Annotated in this window: 21 protein-coding genes; 3 read left to right on the plus strand and 18 right to left on the minus strand. The window is 62.7% G+C overall.

Annotated elements, in window-relative coordinates:
* Positions 1-74 precede the first annotated feature (74 nt).
* The 10 genes from ACFVHU_RS01615 to ACFVHU_RS01660 form a co-directional block, all read right to left on the minus strand.
* Positions 75-563, minus strand: a complete 489-nt coding sequence (locus tag ACFVHU_RS01615) for a shikimate kinase (protein ID WP_105658299.1) — start codon at positions 561-563, stop codon at positions 75-77.
* Positions 564-576: 13 nt separating this feature from the next.
* Positions 577-1,776 carry a chorismate synthase gene (gene aroC / locus ACFVHU_RS01620; RefSeq protein WP_388022096.1) on the minus strand — a complete coding sequence of 400 codons (1,200 nt, stop codon included), beginning with the start codon at positions 1,774-1,776 and terminating at the stop codon, positions 577-579.
* A gap of 29 nt (positions 1,777-1,805) precedes the next feature.
* Positions 1,806-2,645: a shikimate dehydrogenase family protein gene (locus ACFVHU_RS01625; RefSeq protein WP_388022098.1), complete on the minus strand. Its 840-nt coding sequence runs from the start codon at positions 2,643-2,645 to the stop codon at positions 1,806-1,808.
* A gap of 73 nt (positions 2,646-2,718) precedes the next feature.
* Complete coding sequence (gene mltG / locus ACFVHU_RS01630; RefSeq protein ID WP_388022100.1) at positions 2,719-4,170, minus strand: endolytic transglycosylase MltG; 1,452 nt, start codon at positions 4,168-4,170, stop codon at positions 2,719-2,721.
* 45 nt (positions 4,171-4,215) lie between these two features.
* A complete protein-coding gene (gene ruvX, locus ACFVHU_RS01635; RefSeq protein ID WP_219844133.1) occupies positions 4,216-4,689 on the minus strand; it encodes a Holliday junction resolvase RuvX in 474 nt (157 codons plus the stop codon).
* Entirely contained in the window at positions 4,682-7,372 is a 2,691-nt protein-coding gene (gene alaS / locus ACFVHU_RS01640; RefSeq protein WP_388022102.1) for an alanine--tRNA ligase, read from the minus strand. Before alaS ends, ruvX begins: the two co-directional genes overlap by 8 nt.
* 19 nt (positions 7,373-7,391) lie before the next feature.
* Positions 7,392-7,601, minus strand: coding sequence for a hypothetical protein (locus tag ACFVHU_RS01645; RefSeq protein ID WP_105658293.1), 210 nt, complete (start codon positions 7,599-7,601; stop codon positions 7,392-7,394).
* An 80-nt stretch (positions 7,602-7,681) separates the two neighbouring features.
* Complete coding sequence (locus ACFVHU_RS01650; protein WP_105658292.1) at positions 7,682-8,053, minus strand: DUF948 domain-containing protein; 372 nt, start codon at positions 8,051-8,053, stop codon at positions 7,682-7,684.
* A 125-nt stretch (positions 8,054-8,178) separates the two neighbouring features.
* Positions 8,179-8,805, minus strand: coding sequence for a 30S ribosomal protein S4 (gene rpsD, locus ACFVHU_RS01655; protein ID WP_105658291.1), 627 nt, complete (start codon positions 8,803-8,805; stop codon positions 8,179-8,181).
* A 184-nt stretch (positions 8,806-8,989) separates the two neighbouring features.
* Entirely contained in the window at positions 8,990-10,396 is a 1,407-nt protein-coding gene (locus ACFVHU_RS01660; RefSeq protein ID WP_105661360.1) for a replication-associated recombination protein A, read from the minus strand.
* A 55-nt stretch (positions 10,397-10,451) separates the two neighbouring features.
* On the opposite strand from ACFVHU_RS01660, the gene dtd reads away from it, so the two are divergent.
* Positions 10,452-10,889 carry a D-aminoacyl-tRNA deacylase gene (dtd, locus tag ACFVHU_RS01665; protein WP_105658289.1) on the plus strand — a complete coding sequence of 146 codons (438 nt, stop codon included), beginning with the start codon at positions 10,452-10,454 and terminating at the stop codon, positions 10,887-10,889.
* On the opposite strand, the gene ACFVHU_RS01670 is transcribed toward dtd, so the two are convergent.
* From ACFVHU_RS01670 to hisS, 4 genes are all read right to left on the minus strand, one after another.
* Positions 10,886-11,215 carry a PadR family transcriptional regulator gene (locus ACFVHU_RS01670; RefSeq protein ID WP_105661361.1) on the minus strand — a complete coding sequence of 110 codons (330 nt, stop codon included), beginning with the start codon at positions 11,213-11,215 and terminating at the stop codon, positions 10,886-10,888. The genes dtd and ACFVHU_RS01670 overlap by 4 nt on opposite strands.
* Positions 11,208-12,329, minus strand: a complete 1,122-nt coding sequence (locus tag ACFVHU_RS01675; RefSeq protein ID WP_146112899.1) for a hypothetical protein — start codon at positions 12,327-12,329, stop codon at positions 11,208-11,210. The genes ACFVHU_RS01670 and ACFVHU_RS01675 overlap by 8 nt, the downstream gene beginning before the upstream one ends.
* Positions 12,330-12,494: 165 nt before the next feature.
* Entirely contained in the window at positions 12,495-14,294 is a 1,800-nt protein-coding gene (gene aspS, locus ACFVHU_RS01680; RefSeq protein ID WP_388022106.1) for an aspartate--tRNA ligase, read from the minus strand.
* 89 nt (positions 14,295-14,383) lie between these two features.
* A complete protein-coding gene (gene hisS / locus ACFVHU_RS01685; protein WP_133833328.1) occupies positions 14,384-15,706 on the minus strand; it encodes a histidine--tRNA ligase in 1,323 nt (440 codons plus the stop codon).
* 143 nt (positions 15,707-15,849) lie between these two features.
* Between hisS and ACFVHU_RS01690 the strand changes: the two genes are divergently transcribed.
* Together ACFVHU_RS01690 and ACFVHU_RS01695 are read left to right on the plus strand one after the other, a co-directional pair.
* Positions 15,850-17,208: a DUF349 domain-containing protein gene (locus tag ACFVHU_RS01690; protein ID WP_133833327.1), complete on the plus strand. Its 1,359-nt coding sequence runs from the start codon at positions 15,850-15,852 to the stop codon at positions 17,206-17,208.
* A gap of 60 nt (positions 17,209-17,268) precedes the next feature.
* The gene (locus ACFVHU_RS01695) at positions 17,269-17,892 is read left to right on the plus strand and encodes a hypothetical protein (RefSeq protein WP_388022109.1); all 624 of its coding nucleotides are present in this window, start codon (positions 17,269-17,271) and stop codon (positions 17,890-17,892) included.
* Positions 17,893-17,918: 26 nt separating this feature from the next.
* Here the strand turns inward: ACFVHU_RS01695 and ACFVHU_RS01700 are convergent, their stop codons facing one another.
* From ACFVHU_RS01700 to yajC, 4 genes are all read right to left on the minus strand, one after another.
* Entirely contained in the window at positions 17,919-20,186 is a 2,268-nt protein-coding gene (locus tag ACFVHU_RS01700) for a bifunctional (p)ppGpp synthetase/guanosine-3',5'-bis(diphosphate) 3'-pyrophosphohydrolase (RefSeq protein WP_332728108.1), read from the minus strand.
* Between the two features lie 238 nt (positions 20,187-20,424).
* Positions 20,425-21,393, minus strand: a complete 969-nt coding sequence (gene secF / locus ACFVHU_RS01705) for a protein translocase subunit SecF (RefSeq protein ID WP_388022111.1) — start codon at positions 21,391-21,393, stop codon at positions 20,425-20,427.
* On the minus strand, positions 21,386-23,110 hold the full coding sequence (secD, locus tag ACFVHU_RS01710) for a protein translocase subunit SecD (protein WP_388022113.1): 1,725 nt from the start codon (positions 23,108-23,110) through the stop codon (positions 21,386-21,388). Before secD ends, secF begins: the two co-directional genes overlap by 8 nt.
* Positions 23,111-23,170: 60 nt before the next feature.
* On the minus strand, positions 23,171-23,581 hold the full coding sequence (gene yajC / locus ACFVHU_RS01715; RefSeq protein WP_105661369.1) for a preprotein translocase subunit YajC: 411 nt from the start codon (positions 23,579-23,581) through the stop codon (positions 23,171-23,173).
* Positions 23,582-23,761 lie beyond the last annotated feature (180 nt).

Here is a 23,761-nt window from a genome sequence, read left to right on the forward strand (position 1 = left end):
TAGTTCCTCCTGATGGTGGTGATTTTTCTAGCGTACGCGTGCGTTCGGCCAGAAGTTGCATCTCGTGAGGCTAATCACAGGGCGTCCAGCTGCGGCAAAAGCTCGTCGATAATTTGCGGAACGGACTTTCCATCCACCAGAACGTGCACGTCAGCGAGCATTTCGTAGATGGGGCGGCGTTTTTCGTAAACGGAGATCCAGCTGTTGAGGGCTTGGTCACCAGCCAGCAGCGGGCGGTGCCCGTCGCCCTTGATGCGCTCGGCTGCGGCCTGTTCACCCAGCTCCAGGTAGATCACCGTCCCGCGCGAAAGCAGCTGCTGGTTCTCTTCGCGCAGCACTGCGCCTCCCCCGGTGGCGACCACGCCGGTGCGCAGCCGGCACAGCGCCTGGACTTCCAGGTCGCGGAAATGCGCCTCGCCGTGCTCGGCGAAGATCTGCGCGATGGTTCCATGGTGGGCGACGATGGCCGCGTCCGAATCCGCAAAGCTCGTAGAAAGGGCCGTGGCCAGTGACTTGCCCACGGTGGACTTGCCACTGGCCATCGGACCAATGAGGTAGATCATTGAAGCGCGCTTCCTAGACGCCGGTCGAACCCAGGTTGCCCGGGATGTTCGCCAGGTAGGACTCGATATTGCGCTTGGTTTCGGCCACCGAGTCGCCGCCGAACTTCTCCAGCAGGGACTGGGCGAGCACCAGGGCGACCATTGCTTCTGCCACGACGCCGGCTGCCGGCACCGCACAGACATCCGAACGCTGGTGGTGCGCGGTGGTGTCCTCGCCGGTGGCGGTGTCCACGGTGCGCAGGGCGCGGGGCACGGTGGCGATCGGCTTCATGCCGGCGCGCACGCGCAGCACCTCGCCAATGCTCATGCCGCCCTCGATGCCGCCGGCGCGGTTCGAGTCGCGCTTGATGCTGCCGTCTTCGGCGTGCACGATCTCGTCGTGGGCGGCCGAGCCGCGGCGGGCGGCCGTGGCGAAGCCGTCGCCGACCTCCACGCCCTTGATTGCCTGGATGCCCATCAGGGCCGCGGCCAGGCGTGCGTCCAGGCGGCGGTCCCAGTGCACGTAGGAGCCGATGCCCGGAGGCAGGTTGTAGGCCAGAACCTCGACGATGCCGCCCAGGGTCTCCCCTGCCTTGTGCGCGTCATCGACTTCGGCGACCATCGCCTCGCTGGTTTCCTGGTGGAAGCAGCGCAGCGGGTCGTTATCCAGCGCCGGAACGTCGGCGGCCGTGGGAAGCGGCGCATCGGCTGGAGCAGCCACGGAGCCGACGGCGGTGGTGTGCGAAACGAGCTGGATGCCCAAGTCGTTCAGGAAACGGGAAGCCACGGTGCCCAAGGCGACACGGGCCGCGGTTTCGCGGGCGCTGGCGCGCTCCAGGATCGGGCGGGCGTCCTCGAAGCCGTACTTCTGCATGCCGGTGAAATCGGCGTGCCCCGGACGCGGCCGGGTCAGTGGCGCATTGCGCGCCATCGAGGCCAGTTCATCCAGGTCCACCGGATCCGCGTTCATCACGCGTTCCCACTTGGGCCATTCGGTGTTGCCGATTTCAATGGCTACCGGGCCGCCCTGGGTCTTGCCATGGCGGACACCGCCAAGGAAGGTGACCTGGTCCTTTTCAAACTTCATGCGCGCGCCGCGGCCATAGCCGAGGCGTCGGCGCGCCAGTGCCTCTCGCACTGCTTCGCTATCCACCGATACTCCGGCGGGTAGTCCTTCGAGAATTCCAACAAGTGCCGGGCCATGCGATTCGCCCGCGGTCAACCAACGCAACATGTCATCTATTTTGCCATGGCACGAACTGATTACTGGTGTCGGGCCAGACCCAAAGAGTCATACATCGCATTTGTGACGTCCATGCGACGCGATTCCTCCCATGCACCGGCGCTGAAGAGCCGCACTTGTTCCACCGCCTGGTGCACCAGCATATGCAGCCCGCTGATCACGGTTCCCTGCCAGGCCCGGGCCAAGGCCGAAGGCCACGGATCGTAGGCGACATCCAGCAGGATTCCGGTGCCTGCGCCGATCGCCGGCACCCAGTCATCGGCCGCGTGCGGCGGCAGGGTGGAGAAGACCAGCGGAATCTCGTTGAGCGTGGCGGCCAGCTCCTGGCCGATGCCCGAAATCTCGTGGACGGACGTTTCCATCCCGAGCTCGCGGGCCAATTCGACAGCGCGGGTGGCACGGGAGGCTGCGCGCACCACCAGCGTCAGCTGCCGGGCGCCGACTTCTGCGGCGGCCTCGATGGCGGCCAGCGCGGTGTTGCCCGAACCCAGGACCATCGCTTGCGCGCTGCGGGCGAGCCCGAAATCCGCCAGGGCCTGGACCAGGCCGTCGATGTCGGTGTTTTCCCCGTAGAGGGTGCCGTCTTCGCGGACCACCACGGTGTTCAGCGCACCAAGGCGTTGCACGCGGGCGGACAGCTCATCCATCTGCGGCACGAACGCATCCTTCAGCGGCATGGTGACCGAGCAGCCCGCCCAGTTTCCTGCGCGCAGCTCGGCCGCGTGCCCGGCAGCATCCCCCGGTTCCAGATCGATCGCGCTGTAGCTGATCGGCACGCCGAGCAGCTGGTAGGCGGCGCGGTGCAGCACCGGCGACTTGGAGTGGCTGATGGGGTGGCCGAGAACGGCTGCCTGCTTCATGGCTTCATGGACTTTCTGCTTGTGGCTGCCCGCACAGCGGCAACAGCGCGACTGGCAAGCACGGGAATCCGCGCTAGCAGACTCCTGGATTCTGGTTGCACCAGGCGCGGAATTCCGCCTGGTTCTGCCGGTGCTCAGCGTAGGTCGAGGCGAACTTGGTTTCACCGGTTTCGATGTTGACCGTCACCCAGTAGTAGTAGCCGTTGCTTTCCGGATGGGCAGCAGCCTCAATCGCAGAATTCGCCGGCGAGCCCAAGGGGGTTGGCGGCAGGCCAGTGTGCACATAAGTGTTGTACTTGTTCGACGCGTCCTGCTTCTCCTGGGCGCTGAACTGCAGCGAGTAGCGGTCCAGCCCGTAGATCACCGAGGAGTCGACCTGCAGCAGCCCGTGGGTTTCGCGGTTGCCCGGGTCCAGGCGGTTCTCGATCGCGCCGGCGACCGTGGCGTAGTCCGGGGTGCGTGCCTCGGCCTGCAGGATCGAGGCGACCTTCAGGGTGCGGTAGCCCTCTTCGAGGTCGGTGATGCCGGCCTGCTCCAGGGAAGCCTTGGTGGCCTTGACCAGTTCGCCCAGGACTTCTTCGGCGTCGGCGTTCAGCGGGAAGCGGTACTCCCCCGGGTGCAGCCAGCCTTCGAGGCTCGGCACCGAGGCAGGCAGGCCGAATTGCTGCGGCTTCTTGGCCAGCTCCTGCAGATCCTTTTCCGCCAGGCCCGAGCCCTTGGCAATCTCCTTGATCGCCGCGTCCAGGCGCATATTGGCCTTCAGCCCGATGTAGAAGACCTTGTCCGGACGCTGGTTCACGAGGATATCTGCCGCGTCGGCCGCTGGCATCTGCTTCTTGAGCAGGTAGGTGCCGGGGTGGATCAGCTTGCTCTGCGCTTCGGAGTCCGCGACGGCGTCGGTGAACAGGCCGTCGCTGGAGACGACATCGAGCTCCTCGAGCTTGCGCGAAATGATCTTCAAGCCCCAGCCATCTTCCACGGTGAATTCCACCGCGGCGCCGCCTGGGCCTGGATAGTCGTCCGGGTTGAACTGCTTGAGCACGGACTTGACGAAGTAGACCGAGCCGGCGACCACCAGTGCGAAGATCAGCACGGTGGCCAGCATGACCAGGTTGCGCTTGCGCTTGGTGCGCTTGCGCCGCTGGGCCTTGCCGGCGGCGGCCTGGGCAGCTTGGTCATCGTGGGGATCGCTGCTGAGCACCGCGGCCTGCTGCGCGGCTTCGGGCTCGTGCGAGTAGTGCTCCTGGGCGGCATCTTCGTGCCCGGCAAATGCTGGCGCATCGGAGGCGGCGGCTGCCTGGGCGGGGAGGAACCTGGTGTCGGTTCCTTCCCCGTCCGGGGCTTCCTGGTCTGCGGGCTCCTGCCAGCTGTCCTCGGCCGCCGCCAGCGATTGGCGGTAATGCCCGGTGCCGGTCAGTTCCGGTTCTGAGGGTTGTTCGATCGGCAAGCCAGTGCCGGCGGCAAAGCGTTCGTATAGCGCGCGATGCGTTTCGCGTTGCCGTTCATGGCGGGCTTCTTCTCGCATCAACTCTCATCTCTCGGGTCGTTGTGGTGCCCTAGCGGTTGTGGGCTAGCGCAGCACAATCCGGCTGGCTTGTACGCGCACATTGTTGCGTCGCATTTCCAGCACTTGCTGCAAGATCTCAGTGGCCGCGACCTGGTCGACCACCTTGCGGTGATCTTCCATCTTCTTGCCCGAGGCGTGCAACGAGCGATGCGCGTTCACGGTGCTCAGGCGTTCGTCGACCATGAAAACCTCAAGCTCGATATTAGCGCTTGCAGCTTCCTGAGCCAAGGCAATCGCGTAGTCACGTGCCATTTTAGTGGATTCGGTCGCGTTGCCAGCCAGCGATTTCGGCTCCCCGATGAATACCTCGGTGACGCCGCGATCGGCAATGATGCGCAGAAGCATCCGCAGATCCGAGTTCTTCTTCGCATCCCGGCGCAGGGTCATCACCGGGGTGGCGAGGATTCCGGAGGGATCAGATGCGGCGACGCCGACGCGGGCCAGGCCCACGTCGACGCCGAGAGCGGCATTAGCCATTGGCCAGTGCCGCCTGGATTGCAGCCAGTGCGTCATCGATCTTCGATGCGTCCTGGCCACCGCCCTGTGCCATATCGTCCTTGCCGCCGCCTCCGCCGCCGAGCACACCGGTAGCGGTGCGCACCAGCGCGCCGGCCTTGAAGCCGTTGGCGCGGGCCTCGTCGTTGGTCACAGCCAGCACCAGCGGGCGGCCGTTGGCCACGCCGATCAGCACGATGACTGCGGCTTCGGAACCCAGCTTGGCGCGCAGGTCCAGTGCCATGGTGCGCAGGGCGTCAGCCGAGTCGATCTGCCCGGCGTTGTGGGCCAGCAGTCGGGTGCTGCCGATGGTGGCGACCTTCTGCAGCAGCGCCGCGGACTGGGCCAGCATTGCCTGGCTCTTGAGCTCGGCGATCTGCTTCTCGGCGGCCTTCAGCTTGGCAACGGTGTCGTTGACACGCTCGGACACCTGGCTGGATGGAACGCGGAACAGGCCCGAGAGCTCGGAAACCAGGGCGCGCTCGGCGGCTCCGTGGCGGAAGGCTTCCATGCCGACCAGAGCCTCGACGCGGCGATTGCCCGAACCGACCGAAGCCTCCGAGAGCAAGGTCAGCTGGCCGATGCGCGCGGTGGTGTCCACGTGGGTACCGCCGCACAGCTCGCGCGACCAGTCGCCGTTCATCTCGACCACGCGCACGTCGTTGGAGTACTTCTCCCCGAACAGGCTCATGGCGCCCAGCTTCTTCGCCTCGGACAGCGCCATCTCATTGGTGACGACCTGGTAGTTCGAGGCGATGGCCAGGTTCACTACCTCCTCGACTTCGCTGCGTGCCGCGGCGGAGAGCGCCTCGGCCCAGGAGAAGTCGAAGCGCAGGTAGCCGGCCTTGTTGAAGGAACCGGCCTGGGTGGCCGTTGGGCCAAGCAGCTCGCGCAGCGCGGCGTGCACCAGGTGGGTGGCGGAGTGCGCCTGCTCGCCGGAGCGGCGGCGCACCGCGTCGACCTGGGTGCGAACCAGTGCTTCGGCTGGCAATTCGCCTTCGCGCACGATGACCTTGTGCACGTTCAGGCCCTTGACCGGGGCCTGCACGTCGGTGACTTCCAGCACGAAGCCGTCGCCGGTGATCAGGCCGCTGTCGCCTGCCTGGCCGCCGGACTCGGCATAGAACGGGGTTTCGTTGAGCACCAGGTCGATTTCCTGGCCCTGCTCGGCGAATGGCACAACCTGGCCATCGCGGATGATGCCGCGGATGGAGGATTCGCCTTCGAGGGTGTCATAGCCGGTGAAGTGCACGTTGCCGGCCTCGGCCAGCTGGGTGTACACCGACAGGTCGGCGTGGCCGGCCTTCTTGGCCTTGGCGTCCTTCTGGGCGCGGGTGCGCTGCTCGTTCATCAGTTCGCGGAAACGCGACTCGTCTACGGACAGGCCTGCTTCGGCGGCGATCTCCAAGGTGAGGTCGATCGGGAAGCCGAAGGTGTCGTGCAGGGTGAAGGCGTCATCGCCGGAGAGGTTCTTGCCTTCCTCCTTGGCGTGGCCCAGTGCCTCGTCCAGGCGGGTGGTGCCCGAAGCGATGGTGCGGCGGAAAGCGCGCTCTTCGGCGTAGGCGATGCGGGCAATGCGCTCGAAATCGGCCTCCACCTCGGGGTAGACGCCCTTCATGGCGTCGCGCGATACCGGGAGCAGCTCAGGGAGCACCTCGGTGTCCACGCCCATCAGGCGCATTGCGCGCACAGCGCGGCGGATCAGCCGGCGCAGCACATAGCCGCGGCCTTCATTGCCCGGGGTGACCTGGTCGGAGATCAGCATCAGCGAGGAGCGGATGTGGTCAGCGATCATGCGCAGGCGCACGTCGGTGGCGTGGTTCGGGTCGGCTGGATCCTCGGTGGAGGTGTAGGTGACGCCGGCAAGCTCGGCGGCCTTGTCGAGCACCGGACGGACCTGGTCGGTCTCGTACATATTCTCGACGCCCTGCAGGATCATGGCTAGTCGTTCCAGGCCCAGGCCGGTATCGATGTTGCGCTTGGGCAGTTCGCCGGCCACATCGAAGTCGGTCTTGGAACGTACCGCGGAGAGTCGGTACTGCATGAACACGAGGTTCCAGATTTCCACGTAGCGGGTCTCGTCGACCGCTGGGCCGCCCTCGACACCGTAGGCGGGGCCGCGGTCGTAGTAGATCTCGGAGCATGGACCGCCGGGGCCGGGCTGGCCGGTATTCCAGTAGTTGTCTTCCTTGCCGGTGCCTACAACGCGCTCGGTAGGCATGCCGATCTCTTCTTCCCAGATGCGGCGGGCTTCAAGGTCCTTCTCGTCTCCGTCTTCGTAGACGGTGACCCACAGGCGTTCCTTGTCCAGGCCGTAGCCTCCGTCTTCGACGGAGCTGGTCAGCAGCTCCCAGGCGAAGTGGATGGCTTCGTTCTTGAAGTAGTCGCCGAAGGAGAAGTTGCCGCACATCTGGAAGAAGGTGCCGTGACGCGCGGTCTTGCCCACTTCTTCGATATCGCCGGTGCGGATGCACTTCTGCACGGAGGTCGCACGGGAGTACGGGGGCTCTTCGCGCGCGGTGAGGTAAGGGATGAACGGGACCATGCCGGCCACCGTGAACAACAGCGAAGGGTCGGCCGAGACCAGCGAGGCACTAGGTACCGCCGTATGGCCCTTCGAGACGAAAAAGTCGACCCAACGACGGGCAATTTCCTGCGTTTTCATCGTGTTACGGATGATCCCTTCACTTAGCGGCGTCCACGCCCAAGGCGGAACGTAATTCTTCTTCGCGGGAGCTCATTCCTTGGCGGAAGGCTTCCCAATATTCCGAGGCGCGGTCGGTGTACTTGCCGACCTGGCGGTTTAGCGCCGCCCCGGATGAAACTTCAGCGTATTTCTTGGACGCGAGCACGCCAACGCCCACTCCAATCGAAACCCACAAGAGCTTTTTCATTCTAGTCTCCTTGGCGGCCACCAGTTGGCCGTATCCTATTCAGCGCGCCGATACGTGTTCGATCAAACAGCGTTGCTTGCTTAGCGGCTGCGGCGAGCCTTGCCGCTTGGCTTGGTGTTCATCGCGACCTTCACGCCTTCGGTGAACGCGGCAACCTTGATCAGCGGTTTGCCAACGGTGGCTGCTACCAGCGAGGACAGCGCGGACACATTGGCGGTGGTGTCAGAAACGTTGCTGGTGATGGCATCGACCTTCTTGAGCTGGTCGTTGGTGGTCGCCACGGTGTTGGCGACTTCGCCGATCAGCGGAGTGGTTCCGTCGGCCAGGTCCTTGATCGATTTGCGCAGCTCGTCGAACACCTTGCCCAACTTCATGATCGGCACTGCCAGCAGCACAACTAGTACAACAAACGCGCCGGCGGCGATGAGCCCTGCAATATCCGAACCCGACATGTGCTTCCTCTTCTGCTTTGGGTTTTTGGTGCCAGTCCACCTTATCGAAGTCAGAGCCCAGATAGGTAGTTAAGCGACAAGCCCGCAACCGTTTCCGGTTGCGGGCTTGGAACTAGCGCACGGATTTAGCGTGCGTAGTACTCGACCACGAGGTTCTCTTCGCAGGTCACTGGGATTTCGGTGCGCTCTGGGGTGCGCACGAAGGTAGCCTGGAGGGCTTCCAGCTTTACGTCCAGGTAAGCAGGAGCGGCTGGCAGCACCTTCGAGTGCTCACCTGCTGCAGCCATCTGGAATGGAACCATCTTCTCGCTCTTCTCGTGTACGTGGATCAGCTGACCCGGCTGTACCTTGAAGGACGGACGGTCTACACGCTGGCCGTTGACCAGGATGTGGCGGTGAACAACCATCTGGCGGGCCTGCTGGATGGTGCGGGCGAAGCCTGCACGCAGAACCAGGGCATCCAGACGGGACTCGAGCAGAGCCAGCAGGTTACCGCCGGTTTCGCCGCCGAGGCGCTTAGCTTCCTTGAAGGCGCTCAGCATCTGAGCTTCGCGGATGCCGTACTGGGCACGCAAACGCTGCTTTTCGCGCAGACGTACTGCGTAGTCGCTGTCCTGCTTCTTACGGGCGCGGCCGTGCTGGCCTGGACCGTATGGACGGCGCTCCATGTACTTTTCAGCTTTTGGAGTCAATGCAAGGCCGAGCGCACGCGAAAGGCGTACGGTGCGGCGGGCACGGGCGTTAGCCATAATGTGTCCCTTTCGATTAGCGACGGTATCTACTGGCCTCCAGGTGGGAGAGTGTGTGGGCGTCGCGTCCCTGCTTCACTTCAACCCTGCCTCCACGCTCGATGACTCGAATGCGGGACAAGGCTTGCCAGCCAAAGATCAAGTTTACACGAAACGGCAGCAGCTTTCGCTGAGGCTTAGCGCACAATCAGCGCTTGCCCTTGGAGCGCTGCGGATCCTTGCCCCGGATGATTTCACGCAAACGGGACAGGCGGGACCCTATGGTTTTTTCCGCACCGTTATTGGTCGGCGTGTAGTAGTCGGTGCCCACCAGATCATCGGGCAGGTACTGCTGGGTTGCGATGGAGTGCGGAGCATCATGGGCGTAGATGTAGCCCACGCCATGGCCCAGCTGCTTGGCGCCGGGATAGTGCGCGTCACGCAGGTGGTCGGGAACCAGCGAACCCTTGCCTTCGGATACGTCGGCCAGGGCGGCGTTGATCGCATTGTATGAAGCGTTGGACTTCGGGGCCGTAGCCAGATGAACCGTTGCCTGCCCGAGCATGATCCGTGCTTCCGGCATGCCGGTGAGCTGCACCGATTGAGCGGCTGCTACGGCAACGGGAAGTGCGGTGGGATCGGCCATGCCGATATCCTCCGAGGCCGAGATCATCAGGCGGCGGGCAATGAAGCGGGGGTCCTCCCCCGCAGAGAGCATGCGCGCCAGGTAATGCAGGGCCGCGTCCACATCAGAGCCACGAATGGACTTGATGAACGCGGAGATGATGTCGTAGTGCTGGTCGCCATCCTTGTCGTAGCGCTGGACCGCCTGGTCCATGGCCAGCTGCACATGGTCGTCCGTAATCAGCACCGGCGGATCGATGCCGGCGCCCGCGGCGTTCCAAGCCACCGCGCCGGCTGCTTCCAGCACGGTCAGCGAGCGTCGGGCATCGCCCTGGGCCAGGCGGACAATGGCGTCGCGCTGCTCCTCCTTGAGGAGCACCTGGCCGTCGAAACCCCGCTCGTCGGCCACAGCGCGCTCGAGCAAGGTGGACAGGTCGCCGTCGGTCAGCGGACGCAAGGTCAGCAGCAAAGAGCGCGAAAGCAGCGGCGAGATCACCGAGAAGGAGGGATTCTCCGTCGTCGCAGCTACCAGGACGACGACACGGTTTTCCACGCCGGGCAGCAGTGCGTCCTGCTGGGCCTTGTTGAAGCGGTGGATCTCGTCGAGGAAGAGCACGGTGGTAATCCCGCGCAGATCGCGGTCATCCTTGGCCTGTTCGATGACTCGCCGGACATCTTTGACACCGGCGGTGATGGCCGAAAGTTCCACGAATTTACGGTCGGTGGCGCGGGCGATCACGTGCGCGATGGTGGTTTTGCCAATTCCCGGAGGGCCATAGAGGATCACACTGGCAGGTCCAGCCAACCCGGTTTCAGGGTTTTCGGCCAGCTGTCGCAAGGGTGAACCCGGGCCTAGCAGGTGTTGTTGGCCGACGAGCTCATCCAAGGTCTTCGGGCGCATGCGCACCGCCAGTGGCGGACGGGGCCGGTTGACTTGGGGCTCACGCGCATCGCGTGGCTCATCGGACAGGGAATCGAACAAATCGCTCACCCCCTAAGCCTACCGATATTCTGGAAGCCCCACCGTCTTTTGAAAGGTCCGCCATATGCGCGCTGTCGTCCAGGTCGCTTCCACCGCCCATGTTGAGGTTGAAGGGCAGATTACCGGCCAGCTCGACTCCCCCGGTTTGGTGATCCTACTTGGGGTGACCCATGAGGATGATCAGGCGATCGCACGCAAGGTGGCCGAAAAGATCTGGCAGCTGCGGATCATGGAGGATGAAACCTCCGCAGCCGGGGTGAATGCACCACTGCTAGTGATCAGCCAGTTCACCCTGTACGGTTCGGTGCGCAAGGGCCGCCGCCCATCCTGGTCCAATGCGGCGCCCGGTCCTATCAGCGAACCGTTGTACGACTACTTCGTGGAGCACCTGCGCGAATTGGGTGCGAGCGTTCAGACCGGTGTATTTGGCGCGATGATGAATGTCTCGCTGACGAATACCGGACCGTTCACGATGATCGTAGACTCGGCAGACCTCCCCTAGCGGCCGGTGCTCTGTACCAGTTGGGTCAGTTGGTCGAAGCTGGCTCGTTGCTCGGCTAGTTCCACCCGTCCGGTGGCGGAGAGTTCGTAGACCTTTCGCCCCGGGCCACCTTGGCCTTCTTCCCAGCGGGTTTCAACAAAACCCGAGGCCTCGAGTTTGGCCAATGCGGGGTAGAGCGTGGCTCCCTTGATCGGCCCGAAACCGCGTTCCTGCAGGGATTTCGCCAGTGCATAACCGTGGGCCTGGCCAGCCGAGAGTTCGGCGAGTAAGAGCATCGGCAACATGGCGCGTTGCCAGCTACCCGGAAAGCCTTCGGGCTTAGTCATCGTCGCGCTCCTGCAGTGCCCGGGCATTGGCTGCTCGTTCCTTGAGCTTCTCTTGGACGTAGGCCTTGCGGTCAGCCGGACGCAGCTCGTAAACACTCACCGCGGCAAACACCAGCACTGCGACCCCAAAGAAAATATCCCCGCCATTTCGCGCTGGATCCATCAGGCCAGCGACCGCGCCGACCGCGAATAAAGCGACTACGGTCAAGGTGGCCATGCGGCGTAGAAGCCAACGACGCTTGAGCGCCTTTTCGGTGTTCACTGCCAGCCCAATCACGAATTCATTGGGCGTTCCGAATTCAAGGTTTGGGTCAGCTTTTTCGCCTCGGGTCGCCGCATCATCGAGATGTTCTCGCGCAGTACTCAGCGACTCATTGGCTTCCTTGTGACTCATGCCGTAGCGTCCGCGCAGCAGTCTGGTGGTTTCCGCGAACCACTCGTCGGTGCCGAGAAGGATTTGTTGCCCGCCAGCGGCTTTCTGCGCTTTATAGGCAGGCATCAGATAGAAGCAAGCAACCACCAGCCCTGCGCCAAGAATTGGAGCTAACCAATTTGGCAGGGGCAGCAGATTATTGCTTCCTCCTATCTGCACGATTAGAGCGGCAGCTCCAACCGACACGAGGATACCTACCGGTCCCAGTATCCAGGACAGGCCGAATTTCCCCTTCAATCGGTTAAACCACCACAGGTATCCCGATAGTGCGATCCCTGCCCCGGCAGTTAGAGCAGAAAGCTGCCAGTAGTGCCACGAACTCGAGGTCCACCCATCGCGGAACCCGATCCAGATTCCAAATCCAGTGCACAGCAGGCCAACAAGCATCCCAACAACCGCCAATAGCGCAGTACTTGATTCGACGGGAAGTTCCGCGTCCGCGCGCTGCTCTGGCGTCAATAGACATTGAGCCCGCGTCGCACCATATTCGCCCGAATGGCCAAAGAGTTCCTCGGCCCGCTGCCCGCTATCGCGAACCATGCTCAGGGTGCGGTCCAGTTCGAGCGCCACCTGCGCATTGGTGAGGTCGTTCCACACCATTGAAGCGAAAAAGGTTTTAGCCCATTCCTGGTCCGCTTCTGGGTAACGTTCGATGATATCGTGTGGTTCTTCTGCTGGCACGTATCGCTCCAAAGTGGTCGTGAGAACTGGTTCTGCAAACTAAGTCAAAAACAAACCTAGTATTAAAAATACTCATAGTCCACCAAAAGAGCTAATTCCAGGTTAAAAAGAAGCCGGATGGAACGCATTCAAGCGTTCCATCCGGCGTTACGAAGCTGCGTGAACCTACTTGGCTTCGGCCTTGGCTTCGGTCTCTTCGGCCTTCTTCTTCTCAGGCTTGAAGTCGATGCCTGCTTCCTTGCGCTGCTGCGGGGTGATTGGCGCAGGAGCCGCGGTCAGCGGATCGAAACCGCCACCGGTCTTCGGGAAGGCGATGACGTCGCGGATGGACTCCGAGTTGGTCAGCAGCTGCAGCACGCGGTCCCAACCCAGGGCGATGCCGCCATGCGGTGGCGCGCCGTACTTGAAGCCCTCGAGCAGGAAGCCGAACTGGGTGTCAGCCTGCTCCTGGGTTACGCCCATGAGCTTGAAGACGCGCTCCTGGACGTCGCGCTGGTGGATACGGATCGAACCGCCTCCGATTTCGTTGCCGTTGCAGACAATGTCGTAGGCGTAGGACAGGGCCGATGCAGGATCGGTGTCGAAGGTTTCCATGAACTCCGGCTTGGGGCTGGTGAACGCGTGGTGCACAGCAGTCCAAGCGCCAGCGCCCACGGCTACGTCGCCCGAGGCGACAGCGTCGGAGGCAGCTTCGAACATCGGTGCGTCGACGATCCAGACGAAGGCCCAGTCGCCTTCCTTGATCAGTCCGGTGCGGTGGCCGATCTCGACACGGACCGAACCGAGCAGTGCGCGGGATTCGTTCTTCTTGCCGGCGGAGAAGAAGATGCAGTCTCCGGCGGCTGCGCCGGTAGCTGCGGCCAGTCCGGCCTTCTCTTCCTCGGACAGGTTCTTGGCCACTGGGCCAGCCAGCTCGCCATCTTCCTTGATCAGCACGTAGGCAAGTCCCTTGGCACCGCGCTGCTTGGCGAATTCCTGCCAGGCATCCAGGGTGCGGCGCGGCTGCGATGCGCCGCCAGGCATGACCACGGCGCCGACGTACTCGGACTGGAAGACCTTGAAGGAGGTGTTCGCGAAGTACTCGGTCATTTCGGTCAGTTCCAGGCCGAAGCGCAGGTCCGGCTTGTCCGAACCGTACTTGGCCATGGCCTCCGAGTACGCCATGCGGCGGATCGGGGTCGGGACCTGCACGTCGATCAGGTTCCACAGTTCGGTGACCAGCTTTTCGCCGAGCTCGATGATGTCATCTTCCTCGACGAACGATGCTTCGATGTCCAGCTGGGTGAACTCCGGCTGGCGGTCCGCGCGGAAGTCCTCATCGCGGTAGCAGCGGGCGATCTGGTAGTACTTCTCGAAGCCGCCGACCTGCAGCAGCTGCTTGAACAGCTGCGGGGACTGGGGCAAGGCGTACCAGCTGCCCGGGGTCAGGCGGGCCGGCACGACGAAGTCGCGGGCGCCTTCCGGTGTGGAGCGGGTCAGCGTCGGGGTTTCGATCTCGATGTAGCCCTGGTCGTGCAGCAGGTTGCGTGCCACGCGGTTGGCCTCGGAGCGCAGGCGGATGTTGCGGGCCGGGGTCGGGCGGCGCAGGTCCAGGTAGCGGTGGCGCAGGCGCGCTTCCTCGCCGACCTCGACGTGCTCGTCGACCTGGAATGGCAGCGGGGCCGCGGTGTTCAGCACGGTCACGGTCTCAGCGATGACCTCGATCTGCCCGGTAGGCAGATTCGGGTTCTCGTTGCCCTCCGGGCGGCGCTCGACGGTGCCGAGAATCTGCAGCACGAACTCATTGCGCAGCGGATGGAAGTCCTCTTCATCGCGCACGACGACCTGGGCCACGCCCGAAGCATCACGCAAATCCAGGAAGGCGACACCACCGTGGTCGCGGCGACGCGCGACCCAACCGGTGAGTGTGACCTGCTGTCCAATGTGCTCGGCGTTCAAGACGCCCAGCTGATGAGTGCGTAGCACTACGATCCTTTCGGTCGGTTGGGAAAGTTTCTTCCCATGAAGTTTAGTGCACCGTGATTGGTGCGCGGGCGGGCGATCCTGCCCGAGAACTAGCTGATGGCGATCTTCAGGTCCGCTTCGGCCGGCATCCAGGTGGACGGATCCGCGGCGACCTGCTCGCCGGAACGGATGTCCTTGACCTCGTGGGCGCCATCGGCATGGGTGAACCAGACGAACGGAATCCCGCGTCGATCAGCGAATTTGATCTGCTTGCCGAACTTCTCCGCGCTGGCTGCTACCTCGCAGGCGATGCCGCGCTCGCGCAGCTGCGAGGCTACATCCTGCGCTTCGTGCCAGGACTCGTCGTTGGCCAAGGTGACATATACCACCGAAGGCACCGAACGGCTTGCGGTCACGGACTCTTCTGCAAGGATGCGCGAGACCAGGCGGGTGACGCCGATGGACAAGCCCACACCTGGGTAGTTCTTCTTGCCCTTGGAAGCCAGCGATTCGTAGCGCCCGCCCGAGCAGATCGAACCCAGGGATTCGTGGCCCACCAGCACGGTTTCGTACACGGTGCCGGTGTAGTAGTCCAGCCCGCGGGCGATGGACAAATCGGCCATGACCTTGCCCGGTGCGCGCTTGGATGCGGCATCGATGACCTGCGAGAGCTCATCCAAGCCGGTATCCAGCAGTTCGTGGCTGACGCCCAGTGCGCGGACCTGCTCCACGAAGGACGTGTCCATGGTGCGGATCTTGGCCAGGGCCAGGGCGGCGGCGGCCTGCTGCGCGGTGGCGCCGACTTCTTCGACCAGGATCTTGGCGACGGCATCATCGCCGATCTTTTCCAGCTTGTCGATGGCGCGCAGGACTGCATCCGGATCTTCCAGGCCCAGGCCGCGGTAGAAGCCCTCGGCCAGCTTGCGGTTATTCACCCGCAGGCGGAAATCGCCGATCGGCAGGGCGGACAGCGCGTCGGCAATGGTCAGCGCCAGCTCCACGTCGTAGCTGAAGGGCAAGGTGCCATCGCCCACGACATCGATGTCGGCCTGGGTGAATTCGCGGAAGCGGCCATCCTGCGGGCGTTCGCCACGCCAGACCTTCTGCATCTGGTAGCGGCGGAAGGGGAAGGCCAGGTGGCCTGCGTTCTCCACCACGTAGCGTGCGAAAGGCACGGTGAGGTCGAAGTGCAGGGCCAACGCGTTGGGATCGTTCTTCTCATCCTCCGCGGCCAGCCGGGACAGTCCGTAGACTTCTTTGTCGATTTCGCCCTTGCGCAGAAGTTGCGCTCGGGTTTCCACCGCACGGGTCTCGATGTTGGCGAATCCATGCAGTTCGAAGACGTGGCGCAAGGTATCGAGCACATGCTGTTCAACTGCCCGTTCGGCGGGAAGCCATTCCGGGAAACCTGATAGTGAGGCCTTGCGTGCCATGAAACTCCTTAGTGCAAATTGGGCTACCTACCCATCTTATAGCCCGAAACCCGAGAAACCTGTGCACGTCGGCTTACTAAGAAGCGGAGGTCACAGGTAGAGTTGGCTAAAGCAAGTGCTCGTAAAGTGAAAGAGTTTCAGCGGTGACCACCAGTCAGCAATCCGACGACAGCCAGAAGACCCCATTGCCACAGGCCCAGAAGCCTGCCGCAAAGCCGGTTGTAGCGCCAAGCGTCGCACATACCACTCCCCTCGACGAAGCGGCAAAGTTCGCCCGTGTGACCGAGGACGGCCACGTCTTCGTGATCATTGACGGCGCCGAATTCCCAGTGGGCCAATACCCCGACGCAACCCAGGACGAAGCCCTGGGCTACTTCGTGCGCAAATACGACGACGCGCTCTCGCAGCTGATGCTCCTGGAGCAGCGCGTCGTTGCCAAGGCCCCGGCCGGCGAGCTCAGCAAGGCTGTGCAGGCGCTCTCGGCCACCGTTGCCGAACGCCATATGGTCGGCGACATCCCGGCGCTTGAAACGCGCCTCGAGAATGCCCGCGTAGCCGTCGAGGCATTGACCAGCGAACAGCGCAAGGCCAACGATGAAGCTCGCGCGGAACAGCTCGCTGCCCGCGAAGCCATCGTCGAACAGGCTGAAGAGCTGGCCGGCAAGCGCCCGGAGCAGATCCAGTGGAAGACCGCTTCGGCGGCGATGAACGAGCTGTTCGACGCCTGGAAGGGTTCGCAGCGGTCCTCGGTGCGCCTGCCACGGTCCACGGAAGACGCGCTGTGGAAGCGATTCCGCTCCGCCCGCACCACCTTCGACCGCCATCGCCGGGCCTACTTCTCGCAGCTGGATTCGACCAACGCGGCCGCCAAGGAAGTGAAGGAAGAGCTGATCGCTCGCGCCGAGGTGCTGCAGGGGTCCACCGACTGGACCGCTACCGCCGCCGAGTACCGCAAGCTCATGGACGAGTGGAAGAAGTCGCGCCGTGCCTCGCGCAAGGACGACGACCAGCTCTGGAGCCGCTTCCGCGCCGCCCAGGATGTCTTCTTCCAGGCCCGCGCCGCGGCCAACGCCAAGATCGATGAAGAGTACTCCCAGAACCTCGTGGTGAAGGAAGCCCTGCTGGAAGAAGCGCGCGCGCTGCTTCCCATCAAGGATCTGGCTGTTGCCAAGAACAAGCTGGATTCGATCCGCACCCGTTGGGAAGCTGCCGGCAAGGTGCCGCGCAACGACCTGCAGCGCATTGAATCGGCCCTGCGCCAGGTCGAGGACGCGGTCAAGGGTGCCGAGGACGAACAGTGGCGCCGTTCCAACCCGGAGACCAAGGCCCGCTCCAACTCGATGCTCTCGCAGCTGCAGGACACCATCTCCGCCTTGGAAGATGATCTGGCAGCAGCACAGGCCAAGGGCAACGCCAAGCAGATCGCGACAGCCCAGGAAGCCCTGGATGCACGCCGCATGTGGCTGAGCACCTTGGAGAAGTCGGCTGCCGACTTCCAGTAAGTAATCCACAGATCGCTTGCACACCGCCAACGCGGCGGCGCGAACTGGTTCAGTAGCTCTATGGAAACGAGAAATTCCCCAGCTACCGGACCTCGCGCCGCCGCGTTGCGCATTCCCGGGGACCTGTGGATCGCTGGTGAGATGTTCACCCGCAACGAGCTGCACGCCATGGCCCACAACGGCCTGCTGCTCGAGGTCCTCGGTGATTATTTTTTGCCCAGCAGCATCCGAGTCAACGCGTCGGTGCGGGCACGGATTGCAGGTTTCGCCTGTGGCCGCGAGCTGGCCCGCGATGCGGTGCTAGCTCGCCAAACTGCAGCCTGGATCCATGGGCTCTTGCCGTCAGTGTTCACATTGTGCATCTACGCCAAGAGCTACCATCGGCCGTTCTACCCCGGGCACGGGCTGAGAGCCGAATTCGCCCAAATCCAGGTGCCGGATACGGATATGGTGTTCCGCAGCCGCATCAGGGTGACCACCGCATTGCGCAGCGCCTGCGACTGCGCGAAATACGATCCTTTGCCCATTGCCAGCCGCGTGCTGGGCACAGTCGCGGCCCTGGCAGATCCCTACCTGACTTTGGACGCCATCAAACAAGCCCTGGCATCGGAGGTTCCCTCACCCGAGCGCTCCCGGGCCCTGCGCCTAGTCCAGTCCTTCTCCGATACGGCGCAAGCGGCCTAGGCTGGACCGCGGGGTGCAGCGCGCAATTAGCGGCGGGACCCTGCGGTGGTGCGGTAGACATCGTAGACGCCATCGATGCGGCGTACTTGGTTCAGCACGTGGCTCAGGAACTTGGGATCGCCCATTTCGAAGGAGAAACGGGAGATTGCCACACGGTCCTTGCTTGTCTGCACACTGGCCGAAAGGATGTTCAAGTGGCTTTCGGAGAGGATCCGGGTGACGTCGGAGAGCAGCGACTTGCGGTCCAATGCTTCGACCTGGATCTCCACCAGGAACACGCCATGGTGCTTGGTGGCCCACGTGACATTGACCAGTCGATCCGGCTGCTCGGCGAGCTGCGTCAGATTCAGGCAGTCGGTGCGGTGCACCGAGACTCCGGCGCCACGGGTTACGAAACCCTGGATTTCATCTGGCGGCACTGGGGTGCAGCAACGCGCCAGCTTCACCAGCACATCCCCCAGGCCCTCGACGATCACGCCGGCGTCGTTGCCCGTAGCCGGGCTGGGAGCCATTGGGCGGACTACCGCTTCCTCATCGACCTGTTCGGCTTCTGGAGGGCCAATCAGGGCCGTTAAATGCTCAATGACGTTCTGTGCACTGGTATGGCCGTCGCCAACGGACTGGTACAGGGCCGAAATGTCCGTGTGGTGCAGTTCGTTGGCTACCGCCGTGAGCAGGTCGTGAGTCATCAATTTCTGCAATGGCAGCTGGTTGCGACGCAGTTCCTTGGTCAGCAGCTCCTTGCCCTTTTCGATGGCCTCCTCGCGGCGTTCCTTGGAGAAGTAACCGCGGATCTTTGCCTTGGCACGAGGCGAGCGGACAAAGTTCTGCCAATCCTGGGATGGGCCAGCGCCTTCGGCCTTCGAGGTGAAGACCTCCACCACATCGCCCTGCTTGAGCTCGGTATGCAATGGAACGAGCTTGCCATTGACGCGGGAGCCGATGGTGCGGTGGCCAACGTCGGTGTGGATCGAGTAGGCGAAATCCACCGGTGTGGCACCAACCGGCAAGGACATGATGTCGCCCTTGGGGGTGAACACATAGACTTCAGCGGAGCTGATCGTGTAGCGAAGGCCGTCCAGGAACTCCTCGGAGTCAGCGGTATCCGCCTGCCACTCCATCAAGGAACGCAGCCAATCCATATTCTGCTCCGGCGAAAGCATGGAGTTATCGGTCTGCCCATGCTTGTACTGGAAGTGCGCGGCTACACCGTATTCGGCGCGTACGTGCATATCGTGGGTGCGGATCTGGATCTCTACCGGCTTGCCTTCAGGACCCATCACCGTGGTGTGGAGCGACTGGTAGAGGTTCAGCTTCGGGATCGCAATGTAGTCCTTGAAGCGGTTAGGCAGTGGATTCCACTCTGCGTGCACGACGCCCAGGGCGCCGTAGCAGTCCTTGACGGTATCCACCAGGATGCGCACGCCCATGAGGTCATGGATATCGTCGAAGTCCTTGCCGCGCACGATCATCTTCTGGTAGATCGAGTAGTAGTGCTTTGGCCGGCCGGACACCGAGGCATGGATGGCTACATCGTCGAGATCACCCGAAAGGGTCTGGCGGATCGCGGAGAGGTACTTTTCACGTTCCGGAGTGCGATCGCCCACCATGCGGACGATCTCCTGGTACACCTTGGGGTGCAAGGCAGCGAAGGACAGGTCCTCCAGCTCCCACTTGACGGTGTTCATGCCCAGACGGTGCGCCAGCGGTGCGAAGATCTCCAGGGTTTCCTTCGCCTTGCGCGAGGAAGATTCAGGGGACACGTAGCGCCAGGTACGGGCATTATGCAGGCGGTCGGCCAGCTTGATCAGCAGCACGCGGATGTCACGGGACATGGCCACGACCATTTTGCGCACGGTCTCTGCCGGGGCCGCGTCGCCATAGGTGACCTTGTCCAGCTTGGTCACGCCATCGACCAGCATGGCGATTTCCTCGGAGAATTCCTTCTTAACGGACTCCAGGGAGTAGTCGGTGTCTTCAACGGTGTCGTGCAGCAAGGCGGCGGCAAGAATCGAGCCGGTCATCCCCATCTCCGCCAGGATCGTGGCGACGGCGACCGGGTGCGTTATGTACGGGTCGCCGCTCTTGCGCTTCTGGCCTTCATGGTACTTTTCGGCGACCTCATAGGCGTGGACCAGCAGGTCCAGATCGGCCTTCGGATGCTTGGACTTGACCGTACGCAATAGCGGTTCAAGGGTCGGCGATGTGCTCGGGGTGCTCCCCCGGCCGGCAAAGCGCACCAAACGAGAGATAGAGCGTCGTTTCGAATTGTTCAGGTTAGGCGTATTCGCCATGCCCCGCTCCTTCCCGTTGCCGCTGGATTCTTTCCCGAGCCTGCGTGAAGCCCGAAGGAATCCAACGGTAGTTCCGGGCCACCAGATCACTGGTGGCCGTGCACTGAAAAAACACCTTCTTTAGTTCAAACGTTATAGCACGTTCGGGCGGTGACAACTAATTACGCATCTTCCCGCTTAAGCGAAATGGTGCCCCCAGCAAATGCTGGGAGCACCAAATTCAGATCTTCGGATCGGCTTAGGCAGCAGCCATCTTCTGATTGTGCGCTACCACGTCGTCGTCCTTGTGGCGGAGCCAATGGAACATGGGCGCCTGGACGAACAAGGTCGACAGGGCCGAGACGATGATACCGACGAACAGCGCCAAGGACAGGTCCTTGAGCGTACCGGCACCCAGCAAATAGGAACCGATGAACAGGATCGCGGCCACTGGAAGCACGGCAACGACCGAGGTGTTGATCGAGCGAACCAGGGTCTGGTTCACAGCGAGGTTCACCAGCTGTTCGAAGGTGCGCTTGGACTGCTGGGTGTAGTCCTTGGTGTTTTCGCGGACCTTGTCGAAGACCACCACGGTGTCATACAGCGAGTAGCTCAGAATGGTCAGGAAGCCGATGATCGCGCTGGGCGTGATTTCGAAACCGGACAGCGAGTAGATGCCCGCAGTGACGATGACCACGGCGATCAGACCGGCAATCGCGGCCAGTGACATCTTCCAGGTTCGGAAGTAGGCAGCCATCAGCAAGCCCACCAGGACCACGAAGGCAACCAGGCCAACCAGTGCCTGGCGCGAAACGTCTTCGCCCCAGGTTGGGCCGATGAAGTTACTGGTAACTTCATCGCTGGAGACACCGTAGTTCTCCGCGAGCTGGCTGGCGATGGCCAAGGTCTGGTCATCGCTCAAGCGCTCGGTCTGCACGCGCATGGTTCCCGGCGCAATGTTGGTGACCGTTGCCGCAGCGCCCGAAGCCACCGAGGCAACAGCCTTTTCACCAATGGAGATATCGGTTTCCTGCACATCCGAAACGGTGAATTCAGAACCACCGCGGAAGTCGATACCCAGGTTGAATCCGCCCTTGACCACTGGAACCAGGATTGACAGGATCACCAGAATACCGGCGATCAGGAACCACAAGCGGTGCTTGGAGGTGAACGGGTAGGAACGCTTGCCGGTGTAGAGCTCGTTGCCCCAAGTGACTAGCTTATTCATTGTTCTCCTCCTGGGCCTTGGCCTGCGGGCTGGCAGGCTGCTCGGCCTGTGCACGGCGACGCTCGGCAATTGTCATGCGCTTGGCGGCTTCAACCGAAGCCTTGGCATTCTTCTTGCCGCGGTTTGCCTCAACGTTTTCATCGAAGCGGCGAACCTTGCCTGCACCTTGGTACAGCGGCTTGACGCCAAGCAACGATGGATCCATGCCCGAGAGCGGGTGGCCGTTGGCGAAGAACTTGGTGCGTGCCAGCAGGACCAGGGTTGGATGGGTCAGTCCGTACACGACCACGAGGTCAACGATTGCGGTCAGGCCCAGGGTGAAGGCGAAGCCTCGCACGTTGCCCACGGCAACGATGTAGAGCACTACTGCAGCCAACACGTTCACGGCCTTGGAAGCCAGAATGGTGCGCTTGGCACGCTTCCAGCCGATATCCACGGCGCTTGCCAATGGCCGGCCTTCGCGCAACTCATCTCGAACACGCTCGAAGTACACGATGAACGAGTCCGCAATCAGGCCGATGGCCACGATCAAGCCAGCCACGCCCGCCAGCGACAGGCGGTAGTTCATGCCCCAGCCAAGCAGGACCAGGCAGAGGTAGGTCAGCACACCGGCGACGAGCAGCGAAGCGATGGTCACCAAGCCCAGAGCGCGGTACTGGAACAGCGAGTAGATGAATACCAGGACCAGGCCGATAACACCGGCAATGAGGCCCGCGGTCAGCTGGTCAGCACCCAGCGTTGCAGAAACCTGGCGCTCTGACTGGATGTCGAAGCTGATTGGCAGTGCGCCGTACTTCAGCTGCTCCGCCAGCGCCTGCGAGGTGTCCTGGGTGAACCCGCCGGAAATCTGCGGACGGCCATCGGAGATCACCGCATTGGTGGTTGGCGCCGAGATGGTCTCGCCATCAAGCACGATCGCGAACTGGTTCTGCGAACCCTGCAGGGCAATCAGACGCTGCGTGGTGTCGGCGAAGATCTTGGTGCCTTCGGCATTGAACTCGATCACGACAACCCATTCGCCGGTGACCGAACCATTGACGCCGCGAGCGAGCTGCGCGTATGCGTCCTTGATCTTGTCGCCGGAGATTTCCTGTGGGCCAAGGATGTACTTGACGCCCATGTCCGTATCGCAGGAGATCATTGGCTTGGCTGGGTCCGCAGCGTCCCCGCCGCGGTCCTTGAGCTCGGTTTCGCAGTCGTAGCCTTCAAACTCCTGGAAGAGCTCTGCGGTGATCCAGTTGGTGTCCGATGGGTTCTCTGGCTTGCCCTCAGGCTTTGGCAGGTCTTCCTTGGGAGTGCGATCTTCCTCAGGGGTGGCTGCGTAGCCGCCGGTGATCAGCACCGGGCGGAACTCCATGTTGGCCGAAGCCTGGATCAAATCGCGAGTGGTCTGGTCCGGGGTGCCGGGCATCGAGACCACAACGTTGCGACCGGACTGGGTGGTGATTTCCGATTCGGTTACACCGGAACCGTCCACACGCTGGCGGATGATCTCCACCGCTTGGTCCAGCTGCTCTTGGTTGATCGCTTCGTCGCCCTGGACCCGAGGGGCCAGGATCATCTCGGTGCCGCCTTCGAGGTCGAGGGCCAGCTTCGGTCCCCATCCGGTTTTACCGTTCGCTGCACCACCCACCAACACGCCGGCTGCGATGATGAAGACGATCAGCAACCACAGCAACGCCTTGCGCGCCTGCTTAACAGGTCTGATTGATGACATCTAATGTGCTTTCTCGTTTGAGTGGCTTGGCCTTCAGGCCACCGCTATGCTGCCCGGGACTTAGGCGTTGCGCTCGTCCTTGCCCTCATCGTTCAGGCGACGCAGGGACTCTTCCGGGGTTTCGGTGGTGCTGGTGGATTCTGCAGCGCCGTCGGCCACGGCCGGGGTTGCTGCATCCTTGTCCAGGAAGGTGGCAATGGCCTGGCGGTGCAGGTTCAGCACTACGCCCGGCGCGACCTCGACCTGGACGCGATCCTCTGCGTCAACGCCGACGACGGTGCCGAAGATACCCGAGTTGGTCATCACCTTGGCGCCTGGCACGGTGTTGTTCTTCAGCTTCTCCTGCTGGGCGGACTGCTTCTTGCGGCCACGGAACATCATGAAGATCAGCACTGCGAACAGCGCGACCATCAGGATCAGCGAAGGGTTGAAGCCGCCACCAGCGGCCTGAGCGATTACGAGGGGATTCACGTATTTACCTGCTAACGAATTGTTGCGATTTGATCTGAAGTTCTGGGATGCTGTTGCGGCTATTTCTGGCGTAATACAGCAAAGACGCCCCACCTCGCCCCGAAACGGGCATAGGTCGGGCGTCTTTAGTCTAATGCGTCACGGTGAACCGGCAGACCATTTACGCGGGCAGTGAAGTAA

This window comes from Glutamicibacter sp. NPDC127525 (assembly GCF_042672105.1).
In the GTDB taxonomy this organism is placed as follows: Bacteria; Actinomycetota; Actinomycetes; order Actinomycetales; family Micrococcaceae; genus Glutamicibacter.